General features: G+C 44.4%; 23 protein-coding genes and 1 tRNA gene. 5 read left to right on the forward strand and 19 right to left on the reverse strand.

Annotated elements, in window-relative coordinates; all coding sequences use genetic code 11:
- Positions 1-232: 232 nt before the first annotated feature.
- On the reverse strand, positions 233-1318 hold the full coding sequence (serC, locus tag L693_RS0112250) for a 3-phosphoserine/phosphohydroxythreonine transaminase (RefSeq protein ID WP_197029915.1): 1086 nt from the start codon (positions 1316-1318) through the stop codon (positions 233-235).
- 81 nt (positions 1319-1399) lie between these two features.
- Between serC and L693_RS0112255 the strand changes: the two genes are divergently transcribed.
- Positions 1400-2296, forward strand: a complete 897-nt coding sequence (locus L693_RS0112255) for a LysR family transcriptional regulator (RefSeq protein WP_025717495.1) — start codon at positions 1400-1402, stop codon at positions 2294-2296.
- Here the strand turns inward: L693_RS0112255 and L693_RS0112260 are convergent.
- From L693_RS0112260 to L693_RS0112285, 5 genes are all read right to left on the reverse strand, one after another.
- On the reverse strand, positions 2293-3468 hold the full coding sequence (locus tag L693_RS0112260) for an acetylornithine transaminase (RefSeq protein ID WP_025717496.1): 1176 nt from the start codon (positions 3466-3468) through the stop codon (positions 2293-2295). The genes L693_RS0112255 and L693_RS0112260 overlap by 4 nt on opposite strands.
- Before the next feature lie 6 nt (positions 3469-3474).
- Entirely contained in the window at positions 3475-4692 is a 1218-nt protein-coding gene (locus L693_RS0112265; RefSeq protein ID WP_025717497.1) for a cysteine desulfurase, read from the reverse strand.
- Between the two features lie 2 nt (positions 4693-4694).
- Positions 4695-6002, reverse strand: coding sequence for a glutamate-1-semialdehyde 2,1-aminomutase (gene hemL / locus L693_RS0112270; RefSeq protein WP_025717498.1), 1308 nt, complete (start codon positions 6000-6002; stop codon positions 4695-4697).
- Between the two features lie 12 nt (positions 6003-6014).
- The gene (glyA, locus tag L693_RS0112275) at positions 6015-7268 is read right to left on the reverse strand and encodes a serine hydroxymethyltransferase (protein WP_025717499.1); all 1254 of its coding nucleotides are present in this window, start codon (positions 7266-7268) and stop codon (positions 6015-6017) included.
- Positions 7269-7951: 683 nt separating this feature from the next.
- Positions 7952-8036 (reverse strand) — tRNA-Leu (locus tag L693_RS0112285).
- 380 nt (positions 8037-8416) lie between these two features.
- Between L693_RS0112285 and L693_RS0112290 the strand changes: the two genes are divergently transcribed.
- A complete protein-coding gene (locus tag L693_RS0112290) occupies positions 8417-8851 on the forward strand; it encodes an N-acetyltransferase (RefSeq protein ID WP_025717500.1) in 435 nt (144 codons plus the stop codon).
- Positions 8852-8959: 108 nt separating this feature from the next.
- On the opposite strand, the gene L693_RS0112295 is transcribed toward L693_RS0112290, so the two are convergent.
- Complete coding sequence (locus L693_RS0112295; RefSeq protein WP_025717501.1) at positions 8960-9466, reverse strand: GNAT family N-acetyltransferase; 507 nt, start codon at positions 9464-9466, stop codon at positions 8960-8962.
- Positions 9467-9543: 77 nt separating this feature from the next.
- On the reverse strand, positions 9544-10059 hold the full coding sequence (locus L693_RS0112300) for a hypothetical protein (RefSeq protein ID WP_025717502.1): 516 nt from the start codon (positions 10057-10059) through the stop codon (positions 9544-9546).
- A gap of 322 nt (positions 10060-10381) precedes the next feature.
- Here L693_RS0112300 and L693_RS31405 point away from each other — a divergent pair, with 322 nt between their 5' ends.
- On the forward strand, positions 10382-10657 hold the full coding sequence (locus L693_RS31405) for a hypothetical protein (protein WP_025717503.1): 276 nt from the start codon (positions 10382-10384) through the stop codon (positions 10655-10657).
- Between the two features lie 189 nt (positions 10658-10846).
- On the opposite strand, the gene nspC is transcribed toward L693_RS31405, so the two are convergent.
- The 5 genes from nspC to L693_RS31410 form a co-directional block, all read right to left on the reverse strand.
- Complete coding sequence (nspC, locus tag L693_RS0112310; RefSeq protein WP_025717504.1) at positions 10847-11986, reverse strand: carboxynorspermidine decarboxylase; 1140 nt, start codon at positions 11984-11986, stop codon at positions 10847-10849.
- A gap of 8 nt (positions 11987-11994) precedes the next feature.
- Positions 11995-13194 (reverse strand): saccharopine dehydrogenase family protein, encoded by a 1200-nt coding sequence (locus tag L693_RS0112315; RefSeq protein ID WP_025717505.1) that lies wholly within the window; start codon positions 13192-13194, stop codon positions 11995-11997.
- Positions 13195-13624: 430 nt separating this feature from the next.
- Positions 13625-15505: a molecular chaperone HtpG gene (gene htpG / locus L693_RS0112320; RefSeq protein ID WP_025717506.1), complete on the reverse strand. Its 1881-nt coding sequence runs from the start codon at positions 15503-15505 to the stop codon at positions 13625-13627.
- A gap of 181 nt (positions 15506-15686) precedes the next feature.
- On the reverse strand, positions 15687-16310 hold the full coding sequence (locus L693_RS0112325) for an SMI1/KNR4 family protein (protein WP_025717507.1): 624 nt from the start codon (positions 16308-16310) through the stop codon (positions 15687-15689).
- A 486-nt stretch (positions 16311-16796) separates the two neighbouring features.
- Positions 16797-16904: a YjcZ family sporulation protein gene (locus L693_RS31410; RefSeq protein ID WP_231503633.1), complete on the reverse strand. Its 108-nt coding sequence runs from the start codon at positions 16902-16904 to the stop codon at positions 16797-16799.
- A gap of 717 nt (positions 16905-17621) precedes the next feature.
- Here L693_RS31410 and L693_RS0112345 point away from each other — a divergent pair.
- Entirely contained in the window at positions 17622-17960 is a 339-nt protein-coding gene (locus tag L693_RS0112345) for a helix-turn-helix domain-containing protein (RefSeq protein WP_025717509.1), read from the forward strand.
- Between the two features lie 160 nt (positions 17961-18120).
- Positions 18121-19512 carry a MocR-like pyridoxine biosynthesis transcription factor PdxR gene (pdxR, locus tag L693_RS0112350; protein ID WP_025717510.1) on the forward strand — a complete coding sequence of 464 codons (1392 nt, stop codon included), beginning with the start codon at positions 18121-18123 and terminating at the stop codon, positions 19510-19512.
- A gap of 171 nt (positions 19513-19683) precedes the next feature.
- Here the strand turns inward: pdxR and L693_RS0112355 are convergent, their stop codons facing one another.
- The 6 genes from L693_RS0112355 to L693_RS0112380 all read right to left on the reverse strand — a co-directional run bounded on the left by L693_RS0112355 (position 19684) and on the right by L693_RS0112380 (position 25443).
- Entirely contained in the window at positions 19684-20541 is an 858-nt protein-coding gene (locus L693_RS0112355; protein ID WP_025717511.1) for a DJ-1/PfpI family protein, read from the reverse strand.
- Positions 20542-20839: 298 nt separating this feature from the next.
- Positions 20840-21094, reverse strand: a complete 255-nt coding sequence (locus tag L693_RS0112360; RefSeq protein WP_025717512.1) for a YciI family protein — start codon at positions 21092-21094, stop codon at positions 20840-20842.
- Between the two features lie 97 nt (positions 21095-21191).
- Positions 21192-22043, reverse strand: coding sequence for a GNAT family N-acetyltransferase (locus L693_RS0112365; RefSeq protein ID WP_025717513.1), 852 nt, complete (start codon positions 22041-22043; stop codon positions 21192-21194).
- Positions 22044-22780: 737 nt separating this feature from the next.
- Positions 22781-23920, reverse strand: a complete 1140-nt coding sequence (locus L693_RS0112370) for a 5-methyltetrahydropteroyltriglutamate--homocysteine S-methyltransferase (protein WP_025717514.1) — start codon at positions 23918-23920, stop codon at positions 22781-22783.
- Positions 23921-24042: 122 nt separating this feature from the next.
- Complete coding sequence (locus tag L693_RS0112375) at positions 24043-24945, reverse strand: LysR family transcriptional regulator (protein ID WP_025717515.1); 903 nt, start codon at positions 24943-24945, stop codon at positions 24043-24045.
- Positions 24946-25101: 156 nt separating this feature from the next.
- Positions 25102-25443: a carboxymuconolactone decarboxylase family protein gene (locus tag L693_RS0112380; protein WP_025717516.1), complete on the reverse strand. Its 342-nt coding sequence runs from the start codon at positions 25441-25443 to the stop codon at positions 25102-25104.
- Between the last annotated feature and the right edge of the window lie 40 nt (positions 25444-25483).

The following is a 25483-nucleotide window of genomic DNA, read 5'->3' on the forward strand; positions in this document are numbered from 1 at the left end:
CATTCCTCCATACGCTATTTGCGAATTTTCGACGTATATGATTGAGTGTAATAGCGACTTCAACCTAAAACAATTATATTATTTATATAGAAACCATAGTGAATTCCTATCGATTCTCGGCGTGCAACATACAAATTATTTCGTCGGGACAGTACAAATAATATTTGTCACTGTATGCAGAGGATGCTTGACTCCCCACATCGCAAGAGTGAAATCAATACTGACTCCTCCCTTATCCGAATCGTTTCTGAAAGTCTATCATAAATTCCTTTAGCGCTTTACAATGTTCATAAGTAACGGCATTATAGATCGAAGCTCGCAGATGACCGGCATCCCGGTGACCTTTCAATCCTACAAAACCGTTACGCTCCGACTCCAGAAGAAAGTGTTTTTCCAACTCCTCGTCAGAAATTCGAAAAGTAACGTTCATCAGGGATCGACTATCCCGATCAGCCAATCCGCTGTAAAAACCGTCGCTGTCGTCGATTGCGTAATAGATCAAATCGGCTTTCGCGCGATTCCGATTTTCTACCCCGCGCACCCCGCCGTTTGCTTGAATCCATTTTAGCACCAGATTAACGATGTACACCGCGAATACGGGCGGCGTGTGATAGAGAGAGCGACTATCCGCATGAATCCGATAATTCATAATATCCGGAATAGGTGTAGAGATTCTTTGCAGAAGCTCGCGTTGGACGATCACGACCGTTACGCCCGAAGGCCCCAGATTTTTTTGCGCGCCGGCATAAATCAGCGAAAAGTCGGAAACATTGATCGATCGGGATAAAATATCGCTGGACATATCCGCGATGAGCGGTATACTGCCCGTGTCCACAAAATTTTTGTATTGAGTGCCTGCAATCGTTTCATTGGAAGTGAGATGAATGTAGGCCGTTCCCGGAGGAACCTTCATGTTATCAAGAGCGGGAAGCTTCTTAAAATGTGAGGATTCCGAGCTTGCCACAATGGCAACTTGGCCGAACTTTTGCGCTTCCGCAATCGCTTTGCCTGCCCATGTGCCGCTATAAACATAACTGGCCACGTTTCCGGCTCTCAAAAAATTCATTGGAACCATGGCAAATTGCGTACTTGCACCGCCTTGCAGGAACAACACCTCGTAATCGAGAGGAATATGCAGCAGTTCCTTCAGCAACTGCTGCGTCTCGCTGTTGATCTTCTCATATTCTTTACTTCTATGCGAGATTTCCAGAATGGATAAGCCGGTTCCCTGTAAGTCAAGAAGTTCCTCCTGTATTTGCAGCAGAACTTCCGAAGGCAGGGCTGCCGGGCCTGCATTGAAATTATAGATTGGTCTCATCTCCATCCAGTTAGATTTTTATAATGATTCTGTATATAATGATAGGAATCTCCTATCATTATAAGGAAAGTAGTGATCACGATGGAACTGAAGCAATTGGAGTATTTTATGGCCGTATGCCGGGAACTGCACTTTACCCGTGCCGCCGAGAAACTCGGCATCGCTCAACCTTCCCTGAGCCAACAAATTCGTTTGCTTGAGCACGAAATGGGAACCCCCCTCTTTGATCGCGTCGGCAAGAAAACGTTGATAACCGATGCGGGAAAAATCTTGTTGGACCATAGCTATAATGTGTTCCATGAACTCTCGCAAGCAAAGGCGGCGATCAGCGAGCTTCAAGGTTTAAAACGTGGCACGTTAAAGATAGGCGCGCTTCTAACCGTCGTCAATTACTTACTGCCTCCGACGGTGATTGGGTTCCATCACAGCTATCCCAATGTAGAGCTATCGGTACTCGGATTGCGGACAGGCGATATTTATGAAAGACTTCTGCAAAACAAACTGGATTTAGGAATCGTCTATCTGCCGATGAAGCATGAAGATATGGAGATGATTCCGCTCTACAAACAGAATCTTGCCCTTGCGGCGCCCGTAGACCACCCCATTGCCAAGGAAAAGTTTGTGCACCTCGGCGTGTTGAAAGACGTCCCCTCCGTTTTATTGCCGAGCACTTATTATATGCGGCAATTGATTAACGAGGCGTGCCGTTCCTTTGATTTCGCGCCTCACCCGGTATTGGAATTGTCGACGATGGAATCGATCATCAATATGGTTAATCAAGGCGTCGGCGTAACCATTCTGCCTAAGGCATACCTTGACTATATCGCACATGAGGGAATTCGGACGATCCCGATCCAAAACCCGACGCTGACGACGCAAATCGGTATTGTGTATCGGAAAAACAAATATTTATGCGCGGCTAGCCGAGTGTTTATGGAACAATTAATCGCGACGATAAAAAACGAACACTTTGATTAATACCGCTCAAGCACCGCAGTAAGGATGGCGACTGCTTGGTCGATTTCTTCTTCGGTGATATAAAGATTCGGGATAAATCGGATGACGTTGGTGCCTGCAGCCAGTACCAATAAGCCCTGGTGAAGCAGTTCTTGAATGATGGGAGCAACAGGTACGCGGCATTCAATTCCCAGCAATAAGCCGATGCCGCGAATGGCACGCACGACAGAATAATGGCAAAGCCGATCCGACAGTCTTCGTAAGGCATATTCCCCCATCTCTTCGGCACGCGAGCACAAACGCTCCTCCAGGATCGTCTCAAGCGTAGCTAACCCAGCAGCGGCCGCAAGAGGGGCACCCCCGAACGTCGAGGCATGTGTACCAGCGGAAAAAGCGTTCCGGAGCTTCTTCTTCCCCATCATCGCGCCGATTGGGAATCCGCTGGCAAGTCCTTTCGCAAGCGTAACGATATCCGGTTCGATCCCATAGTGCTCGTAGGCAAACAATTTCCCCGTTCGCCCCATTCCCGTCTGGACTTCGTCGATTATGAGAAGCAGACCGTGCTCCCGGCATAAAGCGGAAAGCTCGGTCACGAACCCGGGATTTGCAGGATAAACGCCCCCCTCTGCTTGCACGAGCTCTAACAGGACGGCCGCGGTTCGATCGGTGATTTTGTCTTTTACGCCCTCGATTTCGTTATAAGGCGCATACGTAAAACCAGCCGGTAGAGGAAAAAATCCATCCTTGACTTTATCCTGCCCCGTCGCAGTTAATGTGGCCATCGTTCGCCCATGAAACGACTTTTCGAAAGTAATAATCTCGTATTTATCGTTCCCAAGCACTCGCTGTTGGTATCTTCTGGCGCATTTGATCGCGGCTTCATTTGCCTCCGCCCCGCTGTTGCAAAAGAATACATGATCCATGCAGCTATGAGCGGCAAGCATTTGCGCCAGTTTTTGCTGATTGGGGATATGAAAGAGATTGGAGACATGCCACAATTGCTCAAGCTGTTCTTGAATTCGCTGTTTCACCTTCACGGGGACATGTCCTAAATTACACACCGCGATACCTGACATGCAATCAAGATACTCTTTGCCTTGATCGTCCCATACGCGGCTTCCCTCACCTTTCAGCAGCGTTATGGGATACTTCGTGTACGTCGGAAAGAGTGGATCGCTCTCCGATACATCCATATTGGATCACTCCTTAAAGTACTCTTTAGTTTTTTGCAAAGCGAACAGCAGCCGATCAACATCCTCTTCGGTATTGTACAAATAAAAGCTGGCCCTAGCCGTAGAACCGACATTTAAAAGATTCATTAACGGCTGACAGCAGTGGTGACCCGCACGGATGGCCACGCCGTAAGTATCAAGTACTGTAGCGACATCATGCGAGTGAATTCGGTCCAAATTAAAGGTAACGAGTCCCACCCGTCCTTCCGTCGGGCCATAGATCGTCAAATGCTCCATGCGCTTCATTTGTTCTTCCGCATAGCGGGTCAGTTGCCTATCGTGCTCCGCGATCGCGTCTAATCCGATTTGCTCCAGAAAATGGATAGCCGCACTCAGCCCGATTGCACCCGCGATGATCGGGGTTCCCCCTTCAAATTTCCAAGGCGCCTCTTTCCATGACGCATCCTGCAGCCCGACACGATCGATCATTTCTCCTCCGAATTCAATCGGCTCCATTTGCTCAAGGAGACCTTTTCTCCCATACAGGGCACCAATTCCAGTCGGCGCGCACATCTTATGACCCGAGAAGGCATAGAAGTCGCAATCCATCTCTCGGACGTTGACCTTGAGATGAGGCGCGCTCTGCGCTCCATCAACAACCAGGACGGCTCCTTTCTTGTGGGCGATGTCAGCCATTTGCTTCACCGGATTAGCGATACCCAGTACATTTGAGACTTGCGAGACCGTCACCACTTTCGTACGGTTCGTGACTGTTTGCTCTACATCTTCTATTGAAAACGTCCCGTCCGATTTAAGAGGGATATATTTTAATACGGCTCCCGAAGCTTTTGCCGCTTGTTGCCAGGGAATCAGGTTGCTGTGATGCTCCATCTCCGAAAGGACAATCTCATCCCCCTCTGAGCATACCGTTCGTGCATAGCTGCTCGCGACAAGATTTAGGGACGACGTCGCTCCGCGGGTAAAAACGATTTCCCGTTCCGAACTAGCGCCAATAAACCGAGCCACTGCGACTCTCGCTGCCTCATAAGCTTCCGTGGCACGCATGCCTAGTGTGTGAACGCCGCGGTGAACGTTCGCATTGTCCCATTCGTAATATCGCTTCACCGCCTCGATCACCTGAATCGGCTTCTGCGCCGAGGCGGCACTATCCAAATAAACGAGAGGACAATCGTGTACCTTCTGGTCTAAAATCGGAAATAACTCACGGATTTCAGCGGCATTCATGGTCAATCCCCGCTTTCCTTCTTTATCGTATTTAAGGCTTGATAATGGGCCTCTATCGTATTTTCGATATCTTCGTCCGAGTGCGCGGTCGATACGAACATAACTTCGTAGGGTGTGGGCGCAGTTAAGATTCCGAGGTCCAACATCGCGGCATGGTATCTCTTAAACCGATGCATATTTGATCGTTGCGCGGTTTCATAATTCACAACGTCTTGCTCCGTAAAATAAGGAGAAAGCATGGAGCCGACGCGATTCACTTTTAAGGGCACGCCGACCCTCCTTGCATTTTGCAAAAAACCTTCCGCCAGTTTCGCCGTTTTTCGATCCAACTCTTCATAGATTCCGGGCTTTTCGAGCAGTCGCAACGTTCGATATCCAGCCGACATGGCGAGTGGATTGCCCGATAACGTGCCCGCTTGATAAATGGGGCCGACGGGAGCAATTTGCTCCATGATTTCGCGTTTACCGCCGTATGCGCCGACAGGGAGCCCTCCTCCGATCACTTTGCCGAGACAAGTGAGATCCGGTTCGATTCCGTACAATCCTTGCGCCCCCTGATAGCCTACACGAAATCCCGTCATCACCTCGTCGAAGATCAGGAGACTTCCGTATTTCGCTGTAATTTCTCTCAGTTCCTGAAGAAACCCCGGCAATGGCGTAACGACACCCATGTTCCCGGCAACCGGCTCGACCATGACGGCGGCGATTTGTTCGCCATACCGTTCGAATGCAAGACGGATACTCTCCAGACTGTTATAAGGAATCGTGATCGTATTCATGGTAACGTTATCGGGCACTCCCGGGCTGTCCGGCAAACCCAACGTTGCCACGCCTGACCCTGATTTGATCAATAAAGCATCCGCATGTCCGTGATAGTTCCCTTGAAATTTTACGATTTTTTGCCGCTTGGTGTACCCCCTGGCCAAGCGAATTGCGCTCATGGCGGCTTCCGTACCTGAGTTGACCATGCGGACCATTTCGACGGATGGAAGGCTATTGCAAATCTGCATTGCCATCTTCGTTTCGATTTGCGTGGGCAAACCGAAGCTTGTCCCTTGAATCGCCGCCATTTGAATAGACTCGACCACCTTCGGATGAGCGTGACCCAGAATTAACGGCCCCCATGAGCCGATGTAATCGATATATTCGTTCCCATCGATGTCCCAAACACGAGCCCCCTGACCCCGGCTCACAAATACAGGCGTCGTACCAACGCTAGTAAACGCGCGAACCGGGCTGTTCACCCCGCCCGGAATCACCCGATTTGCTTCCAAAAATGCTTCTTGGGCGCAAGAAGTGTTACGCTTCATAGGAGCTCCTCCCTAATTCCTGATCATTTCGTTCTTGTATAAAGGGAATCGAGACGTAATGTCTTTCACCTTGCCTCTCATTTGTTCCCTTATGTCTGAACGTTGAGATTGTTTTAAGGTCTCCGCAATAATGACGGCAATTTCGTTCATTTCTTCAGCTCCCATCCCCCTGGTGGTCGCTGCGGGTGTTCCTAGTCGAATGCCGCTCGTGACGCGAGGACTTGTCGGATCAAAAGGAATCGCGTTCTTATTGACCGTGATTCCGATATCGTCCAGCAATTGCTGGGCCGCTTGTCCGGTCAGTCCGATATTGCGCAAATCCAGAAGGATTAGATGATTGTCCGTGCCGCCCGAGACGACTTGCAAACCTGCCTCCATTAACTTTTCCGCGAGCAGTCTGGCGTTCTGAATAACGCGTTGCATATATAGCTTGTATTCAGGCTGGGCGTTCTCGCCGAATGCCACGGCCTTAGCCGCGATGATATGCATAAACGGACCGCCTTGGGTAGTTGGAAATACCGCTTTGTCGATCGCTTGCGCCCAGGAATTACGACATAAGATAACTCCTCCTCTCGGCCCACGCAAGGTTTTGTGAGTGGTTGTCGTGACAAAGTGAGCGTGTGGAACAGGATTCGGGTGTAGACCAGCGGCTACGATGCCCGCAATATGGGCCATATCCACGAGAAATAATGCGCCTACCTCCTCGGCAATTTGGGCAAATGGCTCAAACTCGATCGTGCGAGGATAAGCGCTTGCGCCTACGACAATCATTCTGGGCTTATGCCGATGAGCAAGCTTTCGAACTTCATCAAAATCGATGCGGAAGGTTTGAGCATTAACCCCATAAGGGACAAAGTTATACATCATTCCGGAAGCGTTCACGGGGCTTCCATGCGTCAAGTGGCCGCCGTGTGCCAGGTTCATACCGAGAATCGTATCTCCCGATTTTACCGAAGCGAAATAAACGGCCATGTTAGCCTGGGCTCCCGAATGAGGCTGAACATTGGCATGCTCTGCGCCGAACAGCTCCTTGACCCTATTCCTGGCCAGATCTTCAACGAGATCTACGTATTCACAACCCCCGTAATACCTTTTTCCGGGATAGCCTTCCGCATATTTGTTGGTCAGGACCGTGCTCATTGTCTCCATGACCGCTCGGCTTACAAAATTCTCAGAAGCGATCAATTCGATTTTATTGTGTTGCCGTTCCAGCTCCTGCCGGATCGCTTCGGCTATTGCAGGATCTTGTTGATCTAAATGATTCATTCTGACGCCCCCTTTAGCTTATCGCTTTTCGTCTCAACGACGACTTTAACGTTCCGAGCAATTAAACCTTCCATGCCTTTAATGGGAAGGCCGACTTCCATGTGTTGCAAGATGTAACATCCCTGCTCCTTTCTTGCAACCGGGAATATGAAATGGGATCCGAATTCGCTTGGCAGTGATCGTTAATGACACTCAATTCCTTGCGAATATTGAATTCTATTTCTATTTAGAATAATCTGATCAATGGTATCGTTCAATCCAATAATTATTATCATTTCAATAGGATTCATCTATGGTTTGAAGAATGTAAAGCCCCTCTCCCATGCAAAGGCTTAGTCTGCTAGAGAGAGGGGGTATGTTCGGGACATTCTTGGAGAGAAACTTCGTGGGAAAGATGCTTGCGAATCATCCGGAATAATGAAGGGCTGCGGAATCGCCTACATTGGGGCGAAAATGAATGCACCCCAATCAAGGCTCGTCAACGACGAGATAGCCCTGTTTCCTCCTGTTATAATTAAAGTGTCGATGGTAGGAATTACAACTAATGTCTACGCTCATTTGGATTACAGTTCCAAGCTTTCTTCTGTCCAGGTGATGAGCACTTAGCTTAAAGATATTAAATAATAAAAAGGTTCCTGCTCTGCCAGAAAAAGCAGATCAGAAACCTGTCATCAATAAAATGATGCGGTCGAGAGGACTCGAACCTCCACGGGGGGTTAGCCCACACGGACCTGAACCGTGCGCGTCTGCCAATTCCGCCACGACCGCATATTGTGTATTCATGATGATATTTTCAATCACCGTAATTAAGATTATATCTCTCATAGACTATAAAATCAAGTGATTTTTATATTATATTTTTTATAAATGATCCCTGAAAATATACAAAAGAACTGGATAATACACACCATATATGGTAAGATGAATACATCAGGAAAGGAGGTGCGTCAACATTAGTAATCATATGTTGAGCGTATCCCTTACCCGACCTGTCATTCTCTAATTCTCAGGGTTGGCGGAGGCGCGGGATACGGATCAAGGCTTTAGCAAGCGCCACGGGTAGAAAGGCCGTCCACGGACGGTCTTTTTTATTTTCAACAGCATACTTAATGATCGATAAGATACATACTGTGAAAAGAGGCGATGCCATGTCTATTAGACTAGCGAAAGTGGAAGAATTCAAGGAACTGGCAGCCATCTGGCTGGATGCTTCTATAGAAGCCCATTGTTTTATTGCTCCGCAATATTGGACATCACAAGTTACCGAGATGGAGAACAGATACCTGCCTCTCGCCCAAAACTACGTTATCATACAGGATGTTCATACCATTGGCGGCTTCATTTCCATGATCGATGGATATTTAGCGGCTCTGTTTGTACGTGTTGGTTCTCAAAGAAACGGCTATGGTAAGCTGCTACTGAACTGGGTCAAGCAGCAACATGACGAGATTCAATTAAAGGTATACCAGTCGAACACAAAAGCATTCAACTTCTATACTAAAAATGGATTTATCATTCAAGAAGAAGCTGTTGATTCAGAAACGGGTGAAAAAGAGTTTGTTATGACTTGGTCAAGACACTAACATAATCGAGCATCTCCAGCCCAATAAAGTAAAAGGCTCTGCTCCCGTAGAAATACGGCATAAGCAGAGCCTTTTACTTTTATATAATATAACTGACTATATAGTCTCTTATTTAAGCCCATAAACCTCGGTATATAAAAGCTGTTTATACGGAGCAAACTCCTGTTCTGACAGTTCAACTGGATAACTCATAATTTGAAGCCTCAAATCGGCCTGTCCTTCTCTTAAAGGAGGCTGCACATACTCAAAATGGTTCAAATGGAACCCCAAACGTTCATAAAAACCGATTCTTCTCCGAGTCCATTCATCCACTGGCGGTTCAACCTCCAGCACCACCGGTTTATCAGACTCTGAGATAAACCTGCTCATGAGCTTTTTACCTAACCCGCCACCACGTATACTCGAATCCACCGCAATATGCTCTACAAACCGAAACTGCGTAAAATCCCAGCCTGCCAAAAAAGCAACCGTATTGCCTTGCTCATTCTTCTCAGTAATGATGCGATAGCCAGGATGTTTCAATAAAGCTTTTTGTGAATCAAATGTCCTGCATTCTGATTCTGGAAAAGAAACTTCCATGATCGCATATATTTCAGAGAAATCGTGTTCATTCATTTTATGACCTCCAGACTCCTTTCCGCCTAATTCCTCAATAGTAAAGCCCATGTCCTGTTACGAGGAAGTCTAGCATTTTAGACCTTGTTCAATTCCACAAGCGTCAGCAAAATATGTTCCAGCAACTCTGGAATATCCTCCATCTGATCTTCGTTAATTTGTCTGGAAAACCGGAGTTCAATCCTGTTGTGATATGTAGAAGCCTTTTCTCCATAAATTAAACTAAGTGTTTGTACTGGCCGAAGATCGGGCTTCCAAATTTCGGTCAGTATATCCTCTATTCGGCTACATTGTGTCTCAATCTCATGAATCTCCTTATTAAAACGCAGTAATAAGCTACACCCCGGAATTTGATCTTCGATTTCTAAAATTTCTGCTGCCAGATTGCTTAGATCCGCTTTTAGGTGAATTTCTGCCGTTACACTCGGGTGTTCCCTCAGTCTGAACTGTACAGCAAATTCACGCGACATCACGGACATTTCCAATCTATCGATTCGTTGCGTAATGTCAATACGTGAATCCAGATTATCTAGATCGTAAACCGCATTTTCCATAGCAACTTTTAAATTATCAAAAACGGTCGGGTCGAACATGTATTTTTCACCTCCACCTATCGTTGCACTACATTCATCAAATCCATCTTTAAATATATTCCCAATTAAATAAGTATATCATACATGCCTCGTTTCAAAGGTTTCAACCGTTTTTCCTTCATTAGGTCTTACACTTCTGCTAAGTACTTCTGCTAGTGTCGCTTTAGCGGAAGAAGCAAATTCCGTACCAGCCGCCAAGGAATCAACTCTTGCCCCTTTACTTGAATATAATGAACAAGAGCCAAATGATAGTTTTGAACAAGCTAACTATTATTTTATAGGCGATGCTGTAATTGGAACCCTCGGTGAAGAGAAGCAGGGGATGTGGGAAAACAACGATGTATATAAAATAATGGCTGATAATAAATCAAACGAAGTTCACTTTACAATTCAGGGCCACAAATATCCTGATTCTTGGTTGGAACTAACCCTTTACGATAGTAATGGTCAAAGGGTTAAAAGATCAAGAAATGGTCAATATTTTTTAAATGCAACTCTTGAACAAGGTAAAGATTACTACCTAGTCGTCAATGCGTATGGGCTTCAATACGGAGGAAAAATGTTTGACTATAAAGTCCTTTCTCAAGTTGTAAGGTAGGCAAATGAAATTCATCTCACTCACCAAGTAGTTAAATCATCATTTAATGCCTGATGTTGTACTTGATACATACAAAGGCACGTAAAAAATTCAAAAAATAACTACATCGAAAAGCCGCGTCCCTATCCTAAGGGGCACGGCTTTTGATTGTTCAATCATGATACTCAACTATTTCCCACTCTTTATTCCTTACGACAAACGCGAGCTAAAGTCCTCGTAGGAGAACTGTCGGATCACCTTAATGCCTTCTTCGTCGTTGTAGCTGGCGATAGCTGGCAGGTTGACTCCGTTGAACATGTGGTTTTTGACCATCGTGTAATGGGCCATATCGCAGAATACAAGTTTGTCTCCAGGCTTCAATGGCTCTTTGAAGGAATAGTCTCCAATCACGTCTCCGGCCAGGCAAGTAAGTCCACCGAGTCTGTAAGTATGTGCATACTCACCAGGCTTACCTGCACCAATGATATTCGGACGGTAAGGCATAGCCAGTACATCAGGCATATGGCATTCGGCCGACGTATCCAGAATGGCAATATCCATTCCATTCTTCATCGTATCCAGGACCGTAGCAACCAGATATCCGGTATTCAGAGCAATAGCTTCACCCGGCTCTAGGTAAACCTGCACACCGTATTTATCCTGAAAATATTGAATACAGCGTACCAGCGTGTCCACATCATAGTCTTCTCTGGTAACATGGTGGCCACCGCCGAAATTGAGCCATTTCATTTGCTTAATGTATGGCCCAAATTTCTCGTCTACAACTTTAATGGTGCGCTCCAGCGTATCTGAATTCTGTTCACACATCGTATGAAAATGAATACCGTCCACGCCATCCAGGTCCTCAGGTCTAAAGTTAGCCAAAGTCACACCCATTCTGGAGTTGTTGTAGCAAGGATCATACAACGGAGTTTCAATTTCCGAATATTCCGGATTAACCCGAATTCCGATGTCGATTTTTTTGGAAGTTACGCCCTGAACTCTGCTTTTGAAGCGTTTCAGTTGATCAAAGGAGTTAAAAACGATATGGTCAACATACTCCAGCAGCTCGTCAAATTCACTGTCAACATAAGCAGGTGCATATACATGAACCTCCTTATCCATTTTTTCGCGACCGAGTCTTGCCTCGAACAACGAACTGGAGGTTACGCCTTTTAGGTATTTCCCAACCAGAGGAAAGGTCGAAAACATGGAAAATCCCTTAAGAGCGAGCAGAATACTACAGCCTGTGCGCTCTTGAACAGAATTTAAAACCTCAAGGTTTTTGACAAGGAGTCTTTCGTCAACAAGATAACAAGGTGATGGGAGTCCGGTAATATCAATATTCATCGCAGACCTCAATCAAGCAACGTTGGCGTAAAGCTCTCTTGCCATGGCAATCCGTGTTTATTTAGTGCTTCCATGAATGGATCTGGATCAAATTCTTCAACGTTGTAAACGCCTGGTTTTTTCCAGAGGCCTTTGATGATAAGCATTGCACCGATCATAGCTGGGACACCTGTTGTGTAAGAAATGGCTTGGGAGCCAACCTCTGCATAACATTCCTCATGATCACAAACGTTGTAAACATAATAGGTTTTTGGCTTTCCATCTTTCACGCCTTGGATGATGCAGCCAATGTTTGTTTTGCCTTTTGTTCTTGGTCCCAGAGAAGCCGGGTCCGGCAAAATAGCTTTCAAGAATTGCAGTGGAATGATTTGTTGTCCTTCATAATCAATAGGCTCGATCGAAGTCATGCCGACGTTTTGCAGTACATTCAAATGATTCAGATAATTGTCCGAGAACGTCATCCAGAAGCGGATTTTTTTCACGCCTTTAATGTTCACTGCAAGAGATTCCAGTTCCTCATGGTACAAAAGATATATGTTTTTCGGTCCAATTTCAGGAAGATCGTATACCTTTTTCTCAGACAGCGGCTCAGTTTCAATCCACTCTCCATTTTCAAAGTAACGGCCCTTCGCTGTAATTTCGCGAATATTGATTTCCGGATTAAAATTAGTTGCAAAAGGATATCCGTGATCCCCTGCATTCGCATCCACAATATCAATCGTATGAATTTCATCAAAATAGTGCTTTTGAGCATAAGCCGTAAATACTCCAGTCACGCCTGGATCAAAACCGCTTCCCAGCAGAGCTGTGATTCCCGCTTTTTCGAATCTTTCTTTGTAGGCCCATTGCCAGCTGTATTCAAACTTCGGCGTATCCGGCGGTTCATAGTTCGCCGTATCAACGTAATGAACACCTGTCTCAAGGCAAGCATCCATTATCGTCAAATCCTGATAAGGGAGAGCCACATTGATAACTACATCCGGTTGAAAGCTTCGAATCAAGTCAATGACCATGTCGGTGTTGTCAGCATCCAGCTGAGCCGTTTGTATCTTAGTACGACCTCCACCCAGCTTCTCTTTAAGCGCATCGCATTTCTCAACAGTTCTGCTTGCGATACAAATTTCTTCAAATACATCTGGGTTTTGGCAACATTTATGCACCACAACGCTGGCCACGCCACCGGCGCCAATAATCAATGCTTTTCCCAAAATAAATAACCTCCTTATTCCATACGCTAATCGCTAATCATTCTTGCAAACAAAATGATTATAAAGACATCCCACCAAATAATCAAGAAAAACGACAATTTGCTGTGTTAAATTTCACACCAGTATGTCACAAAAATTTTACAAACCCCAGAATCAGGAATAAAAATTCCGTAAGTAAGGAAACAGAGAACATTTTCCCATGCACTCCAAGGGAAGTCAGCGCACATTTATCGGAAGTTTTTTGGCTATAAAGCTCCAAGCCTTAAAAAGTTAATATTAACTTATTTCTAGATAAAAGACCACCCTCTCCCCATTTTATAAAGAAGGCATGAGGAGGCAAAATGATTGGCCGAATAGTGTAACCAAGTGTTACCATCATAAATAAAGCCGCCCCCGATACGGGAACGGCTTGGTGCAGAACAAAAATTTGTTAAACCATGATTTTGCAAATATCGTTCGTGAATTCTACCGGATCTTGCAGCGGCAAGCCCTCGATTAACAGGGCCTGATTATACAGCAATGCCGTATAGAGATTGACCTTCTCCTTGTCCTCGGCAAAAGCCTCTTTCAAAGAGTTAAACACCGCATGGTTTACGTTGATTTCCAGCACTTTATTTGCTTTGACATCGGCGTTATTCGGCATGGCGTTCAAGATCTTCTCCATCTCAATCGTCACTTCGCCGTCTGCGGACAGACATACCGGATGCGTCTTCAAGCGCTTGGAGGCTTTGACACTGGATACCTTGCCCTCCAGTAAGCTCTTCATGTACTCGAACAGCTCCTTATTGTCGTTTTGCTCCGTTTCTGTTTCTTTCTCGTTCTCGTCAGTCTCAATGCCCAAATCGCCACTTGATACGGATTTGAATTCCTTCTCTTTGTAGCTCAAGAGCATTTTAATAGCGAACTCATCAATGTCGTCGGTAAAGTACAAGATTTCGTAGCCTTTGTCGGCTACCATTTCGGTCTGTGGCAGCTTTTCAATACGCTGGTTGGACTCCCCGGAAGCATAATAAATATACTTCTGAACCTCAGGCATGCGAGATACATACTCGTCCAGTGTAACCTGCTTTTTCTCTGTAGAAGAGTAGAACATTAGCAGGTCCTGAAGTGTCTCCTTATGGCGGCCATAGTCATTGTAGACACCGAATTTCAATTGTCTGCCAAATGATTTATAGAATTGATCATATTTTTCGCGGTCATTTTTGAGCAGGGTCAGCAGCTGGCCTTTAATTTTGCTTTCGATATTTTTGGCAATCAGCTTCAGCTGACGGTCATGCTGCAGCATTTCTCTGGAAATGTTGAGCGACAAGCTTTCGGAATCCACCATACCTTTAACAAAGCTAAAATAATCCGGCAGCAGGTCAGGACATTTTTCCATAATCAGCACGCCGTTGGCGTACAGCTCCAGTCCTTTTTCATATTCCTTGGAATAAAAGTCAAACGGGATATTTTCGGGAATAAACAGAATAGCCTGGTACACCACCGCGCCGTCCGCACTAACATGGATATGCTGGAGCGGCTTGTCGTAGCCATAGCGTTTTTCCGCGTAGAAATTTTGATAATCCTCGTCGGTCAGCTCGCTTTTGTTCTTTCTCCAGATGGGAACCATACTGTTAATACGCTGTTCTTCTTCGTAATCCTCGAACTCGTTATCACTGCCTTCTTTCAGACGTTTGCCTGTAACATCCATTTTGATCGGATAGCGGATAAAGTCGGAGTATTTCTTAATCAAGGCCTTTAAACGATACTCGTCCAAATATTCATCATAGGACTCATCCTCGGTGTTTGCTTTGATCTTCAAAACAATCTCGGTTCCAACCTCGTCCTTCTCAGCCTGCTCTATAGTGTATCCGTCAGCACCTGTGGATTCCCACTTGTAAGCAGTATCGCTACCCAGGGCCTTTGTGGTCACTGTAACAACATCCGCGACCATGAAAGCCGAATAGAAGCCGACACCGAATTGACCAATGATAGCATGCCCGTCCTTGGATTCATTTTCATTTTTGAATGCCAGTGAGCCGCTTTTAGCAATGACGCCCAGGTTATTTTCCAGCTCCTCCTGAGTCATACCAATCCCGGTATCACGTAGAGTTAGCGTTCTATTTTCCTTATCGGCAGTGACTTTGATATAGTAATTTTCCTTGTCAAACACCAGTTGATCATCTGTCAGTGCTTTGTAATAAATTTTGTCAATCGCATCACTTGCATTGGAGATCAGCTCTCTTAGGAAAATTTCCTTTTGCGTGTAAATCGAGTTAATCATCATTTCGAGCAGACGCTTGGACTCAGCCTGAAACTGTTTTTTCTCCATTCTGATATCTCCTTTCAGATATGAACCTATGTAGGGCCAGCTGGTATGAGCTATGCAAACGATTCAAATTTGTTAGCACTCCCACCATTTGAGTGCCAGCCTACCTTTTTTTATAACATCCCTCATTTTTTATGTCAATATCATAGTTAGGTATACAGTAAAATTCCATTGCAGGGAATGGTTAGTGTCTGATCTGCTTAAACATAATGTTAAACATTTCGACAGAAGACGGGAACAATCCTTGCACATGGGGGAGCAAGTTTCTTCTGATCCGCAGCTCGTCCTCGTCCAAATGCTGCAAGTCCTCGTGAAAGAACCAAACAATAGGATAATCGCCGTCCTTATGTCTACTGCCTGCATTCAAGCAAACAGGACCCTGATCATCCTCTGCAATCGCAAATGGAATGTAGCCTGCTGACAGCAGAGGTGACCATTGATTGATCAAATCATAAAATGCCTTTAGCCCTTGGCCCACAGGCAGGCGTGGAAATTCTACAAAAGTGCAGTCGCTCCAGTATACCCCCGGTATGGCTTCATTATCGAATTGTAAAGATACATAATGGTAGGACATGATGAAGCTTCTCAGCAGAGGAGGCAGCTCAAAACGATAGGTTTGTTCCAGCTCTCGAACCTCTTTTTCTGTAATCTTTGAAGGAAGAGGCTTCCACTTGATCCACCCTTCCTTATCAACGACCCCGTCACGCATTTCGAAAGGTACATTTTCTACCACTTCCATAAAAAATGCTTCATCCATCTGTGCAAATAACTCCTTCATGGATGTGCGAATATCCGCTTTCTTGTCCATGTCCTTGCACCTCTTTCCTCTCTATTAACAGTATATGATGTGCTACTATTTGTTTTTAAGTTCAGCTTATCAGAATTTGCTATTATCATCATTTGCGGAATATTAGTATTACCAGCGCAATAGCTCCTGCTTATGCAGTTGATCCAACGATCCGACGTTCCAACCGCTAATATTTCTTTATCTTGTGTAACTGCCAGCCCGGTAGGTGGGATACCTTTTCCCTTCCTGTCGCCACTCTGCGGCCAGTTTCTGCTTCAACCCACTCATTCGATTTCCTCCATCCTTCATATGTATTTGCCCGTTTGTTTTACAGGATCATGCTTATCATAATGTTTTATCACCACAATGACCATCTGAAGCACCACAGACTGTCCTGTTAGACCAGACATCATGATTGGGGTACCATCTATTCTGCACCAAAAAGAGCCTTTCCTCACTGTAGTGAAAGAAGGCCACGTTGTGGAAGTAATCAATACTAACCTACTGTTAGATCCAAAAAGATTTTGTGATAATCACCAGCAAAATGAACAATACCAGAATCGCGCCTGTGGATGTCCATACTCCACAGCCACCACCGTAGCCAACTTCACCCATGTCTAATCCCTCCTTACTCAAAGCATACTCTTATGGTATGAAAAAAAACGATTTGCGACAGGGCACATTGGAAAGTTTATTGAAAATAATAGGACTTTTTAGAAAATGGACTGGTACGTTTCGGAGGGATCAGTTATGACTCTTGGCGATAACTGGCAGAGGATGTCGTCGGTTCTACGCAGCAGCCTGTTCACATCCTTATGTTTCATATTATGTAGGAGTGGAGTTTCTAATTGGGATGATAAAAACTGGGTGGTGCCTGTAAACACAACAACATCCAATCCCGGGTTAGTATCTGTATGTATTAAATGCAGTAGGTCAGCCATGGACAGGAATCTTGGAGGAAAATGGGTGTTGTTTTCTTTCATATATAGAGCTTTCAGCATCGAGGTCAACGCCCAGTCACATAGGATAATGCAGCAATGAGACTGATTATGTTTTTGCAGGATTCGGGCCAGTTTCATGTGGTATTGGGCTAGGCTGTGAAAATCGGTTGTTGAATTATGTAGGTGTTGTGTGGATCTGGATGGCTGAGTGCGGCTTTGGTTAAGAGTAGAAGGATTTCTTGTCATACCTATTCCTCCAGAGAATTTCAATATGGGTCTTATTATACATCAAAATAATACTTATAGATATCATTAATATTTATTATATTCATCATTTGATGTTTTCCTTTAGATATCTTGTCTACACTCTTAGAATAGTGAGGTGTAGATGATGGATGATAAAGAAATTCTAAAATTAGTGGGTGCCAGAATACGTGCTTTACGAAAAGAAAAAGGATTATCTCAGGAATCGCTTGGGGAAAAAGGCGGATTTCATTTTTCATACATAGGGCAGATTGAACGTGGGGAAAAGAACGTATCATTATTGAACATAGCTAAAATTGCTGACGCACTGGATGTTAATTTGATTCAGCTATTTGCTTACGTAAATGAGGATATTAAGGTTACAAAGCATGAAACTGATATACAAGAGATCGTAGAAATACTTGAAAAATCGAGTCCAGAGAAAGTACGCTTGGCGAGGAACGTGATAAGGGAAATTATCAACTAAGGAGATTTTCCAAAAATTATGGAAGCAAAATAAACCCAATGTAAAATGGGCAACCTCATGTATTTTTCTATAAGAAAGGACATTTTTCCCAACGACTTTGTGTCTACACACAGGCTTTTACCCTTGCCGTCAGGCGGCATTTTCTATAAGGAGGCCCATAATGTACTTACTGGATGCAAAAAGTAAAAAACCGCTCTACCAACAACTCTACCAACAAATGCGCACCAAAATTCTAAGCGGTGAACTCAGCGCGCAGGCCAAACTGCCTTCCAGCCGCCGCCTCGCGACCGAGCTTCATATCAGTAGAAATACGGTGGACACCACCTATCAGCAACTCTTATCCGAAGGCTATATTGTTGGCAAAAGCCGTAGCGGCTATTACGTAGAAACACTCCATAACACTAAATTCTCCGCGTATACAGAAAATGTTCCGGACACGCCTCCTAGTCAATCGCAGCCGGATGGAATTTTATACGATTTCCGGTACGGCAATTTGAGCCCGCAGACCTTTCCGTTTCCGCAATGGCAGCGGTTAACTAACCTCTGTCTGCGACAGGACAAAGAACAATTCTTGAACTACAGTGACTTCATGGGTGAACCCGGACTACGCAATGAACTGGTGAAGTATTTGCATGAATACCGGGATGTCCGGTGTACAGCCGATCAAATATTGATTACTTCTGGAACTATCCATTGTCTTATGGTTATCTGTCAGATCCTACGAACTGAGGCAAACACCATTGCCATGGAAGATCCGGGTTTTGCCGCCGCCTACTTGACTTTTACCAATTACGGCTTTCAGGTACCACTCATTCCGGTTAACAGCCACGGTCTCAATGTCAAAGCATTACGGACCACCACCGCCCAGGCTGTCTATGTGACACCCTCGCATCAATTCCCTACAGGCCACATTATGTCCATAACCAGGCGCCTAGAGCTTATCGACTGGGCCTATGAACAGGATTCTCTGATTATTGAAGATGACTATGACTGCCACCTGCTCTATGACGTAAAACCAGCACCGGCTCTGCAGGGATTAGCGCCAGATAAAGTAATCTACATTGGCAGCTTTTCTAAAATCCTTTCGCCTTCCCTTAGGGTTGCGTATGCGGTGTTGCCGAAAAACTTGGTGCAGCGCCTGCAGCAGAAAACCAAAAACTATGCCTGCTCAGTGCCCCTGCTCATCCAAAAACCTCTGGAACAGTTCTTACAGGAAAATTTTTTTGAAAGTCACTTGCGGAAAATGCTCCGTCACTTTAAAAAAAAGAGAGAGATTTTACTGCGGGCGCTACAGGAGCACTTCGGCGACACCGTTACAATATCCGGGGTAAATGCCGGTCTTCATATCCTGCTGCACCTAAATCAGCCGGTGTCCTCACGGAACCTAGTAGTCAAGGCGGTCCAGGCCGGTGTATATATCCACGGCGACAATCTCTGGGTGGAATCCTCACCCGGTAAAACAGCCCGTGTTCTTTTGGGCTTCGGCGCCATTGCAAACGAGGATATCGACCCGGCTGTCCGCCTGTTGCGCCAGGCCTGGCTTGAATTATAGTTGATCCAAATCACAGGCTTGCCGCCACAGTTTTGTGCCACGTCAAACAACCGTATTTTTTTATGGTCTTCTGCACTTGGCACTATTTACATTAGGCGTGGATTTATATTGTTGGAGCAGTATTTATATAAGTTTTGGCTCAGCAAGATTAAACTATCATTTTGCTGATCACTAATGCCCAACTAGGAATGATGACTCAATAGCCCCTACCGGACATAGCCCGGCACACGGACCTATGCCAACACATCGTTCCACTTGAATATGAAACTGTGTTTCGCCTTCCACAACCGCACTGAATGGGCAATTTTTCGCGCACTTGCCGCATTTGATGCATCTATTGGTAATTGTACGATGTACAGGCAGACCGGCCAGTTTTCTTTGCACACTTTTCCAGGCATTGCCATATTCTAGCACCTCGCCTGCTTTTAAAAGAGCATAGCCTCCGGCTGTTTTATAGACGATATGCATTGCTGCATCGTATCCGGCTGTAGCCCCGGCTGCCGTGATAATATGGCCGTTGTCAACAAACCGCTCATCTTTCTTCAGCATTATTGTGGGTTCAATAGCCAATAATTTATCAAAAGCCAGATGATGTGTTGTCGCCGACAGCCCGCTAAGGAGCCCTGTCTTGGCCAGTAATACAGCCCCAGTACACACGGATAAGGTAATAGCCGCGTTTTTACTCCGATCCTCCAGCCAGCTAATTACATTGGCATTGGCTAAAAGTTCCTCTGTTATTGCGCCGCCGGGAATAACTAAGATGTCGATCTCGGGGCAATCATTAAAATCGTATTCTGCCTTAACAACTAATCCCCCAACTAATCCCCCCGCCATAGCGTGCAGATCTTTTTTAGTCTCACTGACAGTGAACACGTTATACATTGTACGCGGTGTCTGATACATTGTCTGCTTTTTGGCCGAGACGTAATCCACAGCGGAAAATGCCTCATAAGGGCCAATATAATCGGTTGTATCAGCACCATCAAACAAAAATATGCCTACTCTCAAGGGTAATTCATTATTACTCATTGCCAGAACCTCCAACATATATTTATCCGTGCACGTGATACTTATATCAAATCATGTAAACTGTCTTTTACAAAAGAGCCAGATTTCAAGAAATGAAAGAGACCAGTATTCAAATTAACCAAAGACCAAGGGGAGACAGCCGTCATTATTTCTCCTGCCGCTATTCCTTGTGAAGCAGATCTGTGGGCAATCTCTTGGGAAATAAAAAAAGGGCCATGCTTTTCATTTTCAGAAAATCATAGTCCTCATTTTTTATTCAATATCAGAAAGACATTGATCACTCTTCCCCGATGGGCATTTAACGCAATAGCCATTCCTTTATCGTCAATGTGGAAGAGCCATTTTGAATGAGCGGATCTAAATTCCCAATCTTTGTCGCCTCATCAATTGACGCTGCCTTAATTAAATAGGCTCCTCCCGTTGCATCGCCAAACGGACCATACATTTCGAGAAGCTCCTCTTTTTTTAGCTTTTCCAGATGGTCATAATGCCCTTGGATATCATTAGAATCGAACTTGTTTGTTCGTGTAGTAATTAATAAAAAGTAGCTCACTGATTTCTCCTCCGTATTTCCCTTGTAATAAAAATCTAGCATCACTGATCAACAAAATGAATATCAATTCATACATTATTCAAACCTTATTTTAACACTATTTTGGCAAACGGTAATAGGGCACTCTTGTTGCTTCCTCAAACCCTAGTTTGTGGGCAAGCTTCCTAGATCCTATATTTCCGGAATGACATGACCAAACCGGTTTATAGCCATTAGCCATGCAATAATCAATTAATTCTGTACATACGATAGATCCGAAACCTGAACCTTGATTTCTTTCACAGGTTTCAATTCCTATTTCAAGCTGATCATCTATTATAAATGCTGCAAATGCAGTAGAAGCAGGATGGTCATTCTCCGAAAATATAGTAAAGCCTATTCCGTTTTTCATGAAATCATTGTAATTATTCCAGAAGTACTTTGGCACTACGCTCCCATCCAATTGATTAAAAATAGCTTCTGATGTTGTTACAATTTTGTAGTTCATATTCGTTTGTCTTTTTTTAACCGCTAAAAACTTTTCCTTATTAAAACCAAAATTTATTCTCTGATATTCCAGAACTTTGTTATCTTCTTCCACTAACAATGATTTTTTATAGGGTTCATTCGGGTTCTTTTTGATTAGATTGCTTCCCAAAATAGCTTCCATTTTTGAATATAATGAAGCAGGATATACTTGCAGCCATTCAAATTCATTCCTGACATTTTGGACATTAAGCATATAGGATGCCAGCTGTACATAAAAATCTTCCTTGTTAGTTTCTCCGTAAAGCAAAGCCATTCCATAAGGATGCTGGATATAAAATGAAACAGGAGAAGCTTCTTCATCAATAAATACCTTTCCTTCCACCTTTCTTTCCAAAACAGATAGAGCAAACATGGTATTTATACCTGCAGATTGAATGATGGGTATTACTTTTTTATAATTCCGACTATCCAACAATTTCATCTTATTTAATCTTCCTTTCTAAATTATTTCATCCAGCCAAGAGAACCAGAGAATAAATAATTAGATTAATTTTACATTTTAATATACAATAACGGAAAAAATAGTCCAAACATCCGATTTTAATTCTGTACTACTACAGGTAATAAAAATATATGGTATTGGGAGATTGGGATTATGAATAAAATGGTGTATATACATCAAGTTCACAAATCCTGAACACTCATGGAGCACAACAAGGAATTTATATAACATTGAAGGCTTTATTTCCTGCCCCAAGCTTTTAATAGAAGTGCCAACCTATAATTTGGCTCTGGATATAGCTAAAAGTCTTAATATTGATTGCAAAGGGATACAAAGAAGTGCTCACGGAATTAATCTGGATGAACTGGAAACTATTTTTAAAAAGGAACCTATTAAGGCGTTCTAATTATTCCAAGGCACCATAACCCAACTGGATTATCCTTTCATGTTCCCAAGCAAGGTCTTTTTCTATGGTTAACGCTGCCTGCTGAAGTTTCAGTCCATCGGATTATAAAAAAGCTAAATAACATTTGGATTGCCCCTTCTTCACAATTTTATATATTAAGGATGATTTAGAGCAAAATGTATATCTGGTATTTCTGAAGAAGATATTACAGCGCTAGCTACATATTAGCAATAAAGATTGCAAATAAATGCTATAGGTAGACTCTCAAACAAAAAACACGCCCACAAATGGCGTGTTTCCTTTTAAACCCTTACTTCCAAATCTCGTCCGCAATCTCTTTAATGAAGGCAAGCTTTTTCCACTGCTGCTCTTCCGTCAAAATATTGCCCTCTTCCGTGGAGGCAAAGCCGCATTGCGGACTCAGGCAGATATGGTTGATGTCGACGAATTGGGTTGCTTCCTTAATGCGGTTAATGACCGTCTGCTTGTCTTCCAGCTCACCCGTTTTGGAGGAAACGAGACCCAATACGACCTGCTGCTGGTCTTTCAGATGCTTGAGTGGTGTAAAATCGCCTGCACGGTCAGTATCGAATTCGAGATAGTAGCCATCAATGTTGTCGATGCCGAACAGGGTTTCGGCAACAGGCTCGTAGCCGCCTGAGGAAGCCCAGGTCGAATGGTAGTTACCACGGCATACGTGGGTTGTAACGACCAAATCGGCTGGAAGTTCATTTACAGTTTCCTGATTCACGCGAGCGAACAGCTTTTTGGTTTCTTCTATATTCTCATCCGCATGCTGTCTGGCTTCCCAATAGTTTTTATCGCAGAGCATGCCCCATGTGCAATCATCCAGTTGCAAGCTGCGGCAGCCTTCATTATATAACGCTTGGATCACGGATTTATAAGCCTTGGCAATATCGGTAACCAGCTCATCCAGGTTGCTGTAATAGGTATCGGTGGTTTCTTTATTCTCTCCACGCAACAGCTCGGCCAAAAATTGTGCCGGTGCAGGGATCGCTTGGCGTGCAATAGCATCCTTACCTGCTACTTGCTTCAGGAATTTGAAATCTTCAATAAAAGGGTGACGGGAATGACCGATTTTACCGGACAGGCGTGCGGTTTCCGCTCTTGTTTCTACGCCTTGAAATTGGTAGCCGTTCGCAAGCTGTACCTTTTCCACGCCGTCCAGGCCCCACATAAAATCAAGATGCCACCACGAACGTCTGAATTCGCCATCTGTCACGGCTTTCAACCCTACTGATTTTTGTTTTTCTACCAGCTTAATAATTTCGTTGTCTTCAATCTTTCTCAATTCGTCCGCAGAGATTTCATTATTTTGAAATTGAATTCTGGCATCTTTAATCGCTTGCGGGCGCAGAAAGCTGCCGACGATATCATGTCTAAAAGGGGTCACTTTACGTTGGGATGCATTGTCAAGGATGCTGCTCATTAGGGTTATCTCCTTTTTACTTCGGTAATGAAGTTCTTGCAAAAAAGATAGCATACATTTTCAGCTATAAGGTAACTCCAATAAACTATAGCTAGTTATAGTCTAAAGCTATACCCAGCCTTTTATTCCCCTATCGCCTCATGCAGCGCTTCTACATAAACGGTGGCCAGCTTGGAGAGTGCAGCGTTTTTATGACAAATCCATCCCACATTAATAGACTCATCACATTCCAAAGGCACGGAAATAATCTCGTTACCATTCAGATCCGCACTGATTACCCCAGTAGAAATAGTATACCCGTTCAAGCCAATCAGCAGGTTAAAGAGGGTCGCCCGGTCATTGACACGGATGCTTTTGGGATGCGACAACGTGCTGAGAATTTCCTCAGAAAAGTGAAAGGAATTATACTCCCCTTGCTCAAAGGACAAATACGGATAGGGGTGAAGCTGGTCGATCGTTACAATGGATTGGCAGGATAATGGGCTTTTGCTGCTGATAAAAATATGCGGCTTCGCCGTAAACAGGCTGTTAAATTGCAGGTTCGCATCTTTTAGCAGCTTATTAATGACCTTCGCGTTAAACTCGTTCAGATACAGGATTCCAATCTCACTGCGCAAGCTTTTGACATCCTGTATGATTTCATGAGTCTTCGACTCCCGCAAAGCCAGCTCATATTCATCCTGTCCATATTCATTCACCAGATTTACGAATGCATTTACAGCAAAAGCATAGTGCTGTGTAGACACGGCAAAATGCTGCGGTGAAGGCTTGGCATCCAGATAGCGACTTTCCAATAACTCCGCCTGTTCAACAACCTGACGCGCATAACCGAGAAACTCTACGCCCTCCTTGGACAAAGAGATTCCTTTATTGGTTCGTTCAAAAATAGTAATATGAATTTCTTCCTCCAGATCCCGAATCGCGTTCGACAGACTGGGTTGGGAAATAAACAACCGCTTCGCCGCCTCATTCATGGAGCCACGATTGGCAATCTCGATGACATATTTTAATTGTTGTAAGGTCAATGCTTGATGTCCTCTCGATTTGTGTTTTCTTTATTATATAACACTTGAGCACCCGTCAAAAAATAAAAGAAACCACTTTCGAAAAAGTGGCTTTTTATAGGCTCTGATCGAATACACCCTTGGACGGTGTCCGATTAAATAAAGATTTTTTTAGGCTTATGCGTCAGCCTCTTTTTCTTTGCAAAATACGTCTTTGGCAACCTGAATAGCTGAAGCTGCGCGGGGCCACCCCACATAAAAGGCTAGGTGTGTCATGACCTCAACCAGTTCTTCCTCGGAAATACCGTTCTGCTTGGCTAGAAACAGATGATAGGGAAGCTGATTCACATGCTCACCCGCTACCAAAGCGGCAACTGTAATGAGACTCCGTTCTCTGAGAGACAATGCTTCTCTCCTCCAAACATCCCCAAAAAGAACCTTCTCCGTATAGTCTGCAAATGCAGGCGCTAAATCTCCTAGCGTTTCCCGAGCGCTCGATGTGATTAGTTTGTGCTTCATTTGTTCAACGCTTCCTTTCCTTCCTAATTGTGCAGTGTGC

It is taken from the genome of Paenibacillus sp. 1-18, assembly GCF_000520755.1.
GTDB lineage: Bacteria > Bacillota > Bacilli > Paenibacillales > Paenibacillaceae > Paenibacillus > Paenibacillus brasilensis.

What these genes read in the sequence shown, in the direction of transcription:
- L693_RS0112380 (WP_025717516.1), bottom strand. Translation starts at nt 25,443, where the DNA reads ATGAAGCACAAACTAATCACATCGAGCGCTCGGGAAACGCTAGGAGAT.
- L693_RS0112355 (WP_025717511.1), bottom strand. Translation starts at nt 20,541, where the DNA reads ATGAGTAATAATGAATTACCCTTGAGAGTAGGCATATTTTTGTTTGAT.
- L693_RS0112300 (WP_025717502.1), bottom strand. Translation starts at nt 10,059, where the DNA reads ATGTTCGACCCGACCGTTTTTGATAATTTAAAAGTTGCTATGGAAAAT.
- L693_RS0112345 (WP_025717509.1), top strand. Translation starts at nt 17,622, where the DNA reads ATGGATGATAAAGAAATTCTAAAATTAGTGGGTGCCAGAATACGTGCT.
- L693_RS0112290 (WP_025717500.1), top strand. Translation starts at nt 8,417, where the DNA reads ATGTCTATTAGACTAGCGAAAGTGGAAGAATTCAAGGAACTGGCAGCC.
- nspC (WP_025717504.1), bottom strand. Translation starts at nt 11,986, where the DNA reads ATGAATATTGATATTACCGGACTCCCATCACCTTGTTATCTTGTTGAC.
- L693_RS0112260 (WP_025717496.1), bottom strand. Translation starts at nt 3,468, where the DNA reads ATGGATGTATCGGAGAGCGATCCACTCTTTCCGACGTACACGAAGTAT.
- pdxR (WP_025717510.1), top strand. Translation starts at nt 18,121, where the DNA reads ATGTACTTACTGGATGCAAAAAGTAAAAAACCGCTCTACCAACAACTC.
- hemL (WP_025717498.1), bottom strand. Translation starts at nt 6,002, where the DNA reads ATGAAGCGTAACACTTCTTGCGCCCAAGAAGCATTTTTGGAAGCAAAT.
- L693_RS31410 (WP_231503633.1), bottom strand. Translation starts at nt 16,904, where the DNA reads ATGGGTGAAGTTGGCTACGGTGGTGGCTGTGGAGTATGGACATCCACA.
- htpG (WP_025717506.1), bottom strand. Translation starts at nt 15,505, where the DNA reads ATGGAGAAAAAACAGTTTCAGGCTGAGTCCAAGCGTCTGCTCGAAATG.
- L693_RS0112295 (WP_025717501.1), bottom strand. Translation starts at nt 9,466, where the DNA reads ATGAATGAACACGATTTCTCTGAAATATATGCGATCATGGAAGTTTCT.
- L693_RS0112365 (WP_025717513.1), bottom strand. Translation starts at nt 22,043, where the DNA reads ATGAAATTGTTGGATAGTCGGAATTATAAAAAAGTAATACCCATCATT.
- L693_RS31405 (WP_025717503.1), top strand. Translation starts at nt 10,382, where the DNA reads ATGTGGGAAAACAACGATGTATATAAAATAATGGCTGATAATAAATCA.
- L693_RS0112255 (WP_025717495.1), top strand. Translation starts at nt 1,400, where the DNA reads ATGGAACTGAAGCAATTGGAGTATTTTATGGCCGTATGCCGGGAACTG.
- L693_RS0112325 (WP_025717507.1), bottom strand. Translation starts at nt 16,310, where the DNA reads ATGGACAAGAAAGCGGATATTCGCACATCCATGAAGGAGTTATTTGCA.
- L693_RS0112265 (WP_025717497.1), bottom strand. Translation starts at nt 4,692, where the DNA reads ATGAATGCCGCTGAAATCCGTGAGTTATTTCCGATTTTAGACCAGAAG.
- glyA (WP_025717499.1), bottom strand. Translation starts at nt 7,268, where the DNA reads ATGAATCATTTAGATCAACAAGATCCTGCAATAGCCGAAGCGATCCGG.
- L693_RS0112370 (WP_025717514.1), bottom strand. Translation starts at nt 23,920, where the DNA reads ATGAGCAGCATCCTTGACAATGCATCCCAACGTAAAGTGACCCCTTTT.
- serC (WP_197029915.1), bottom strand. Translation starts at nt 1,318, where the DNA reads ATGAGACCAATCTATAATTTCAATGCAGGCCCGGCAGCCCTGCCTTCG.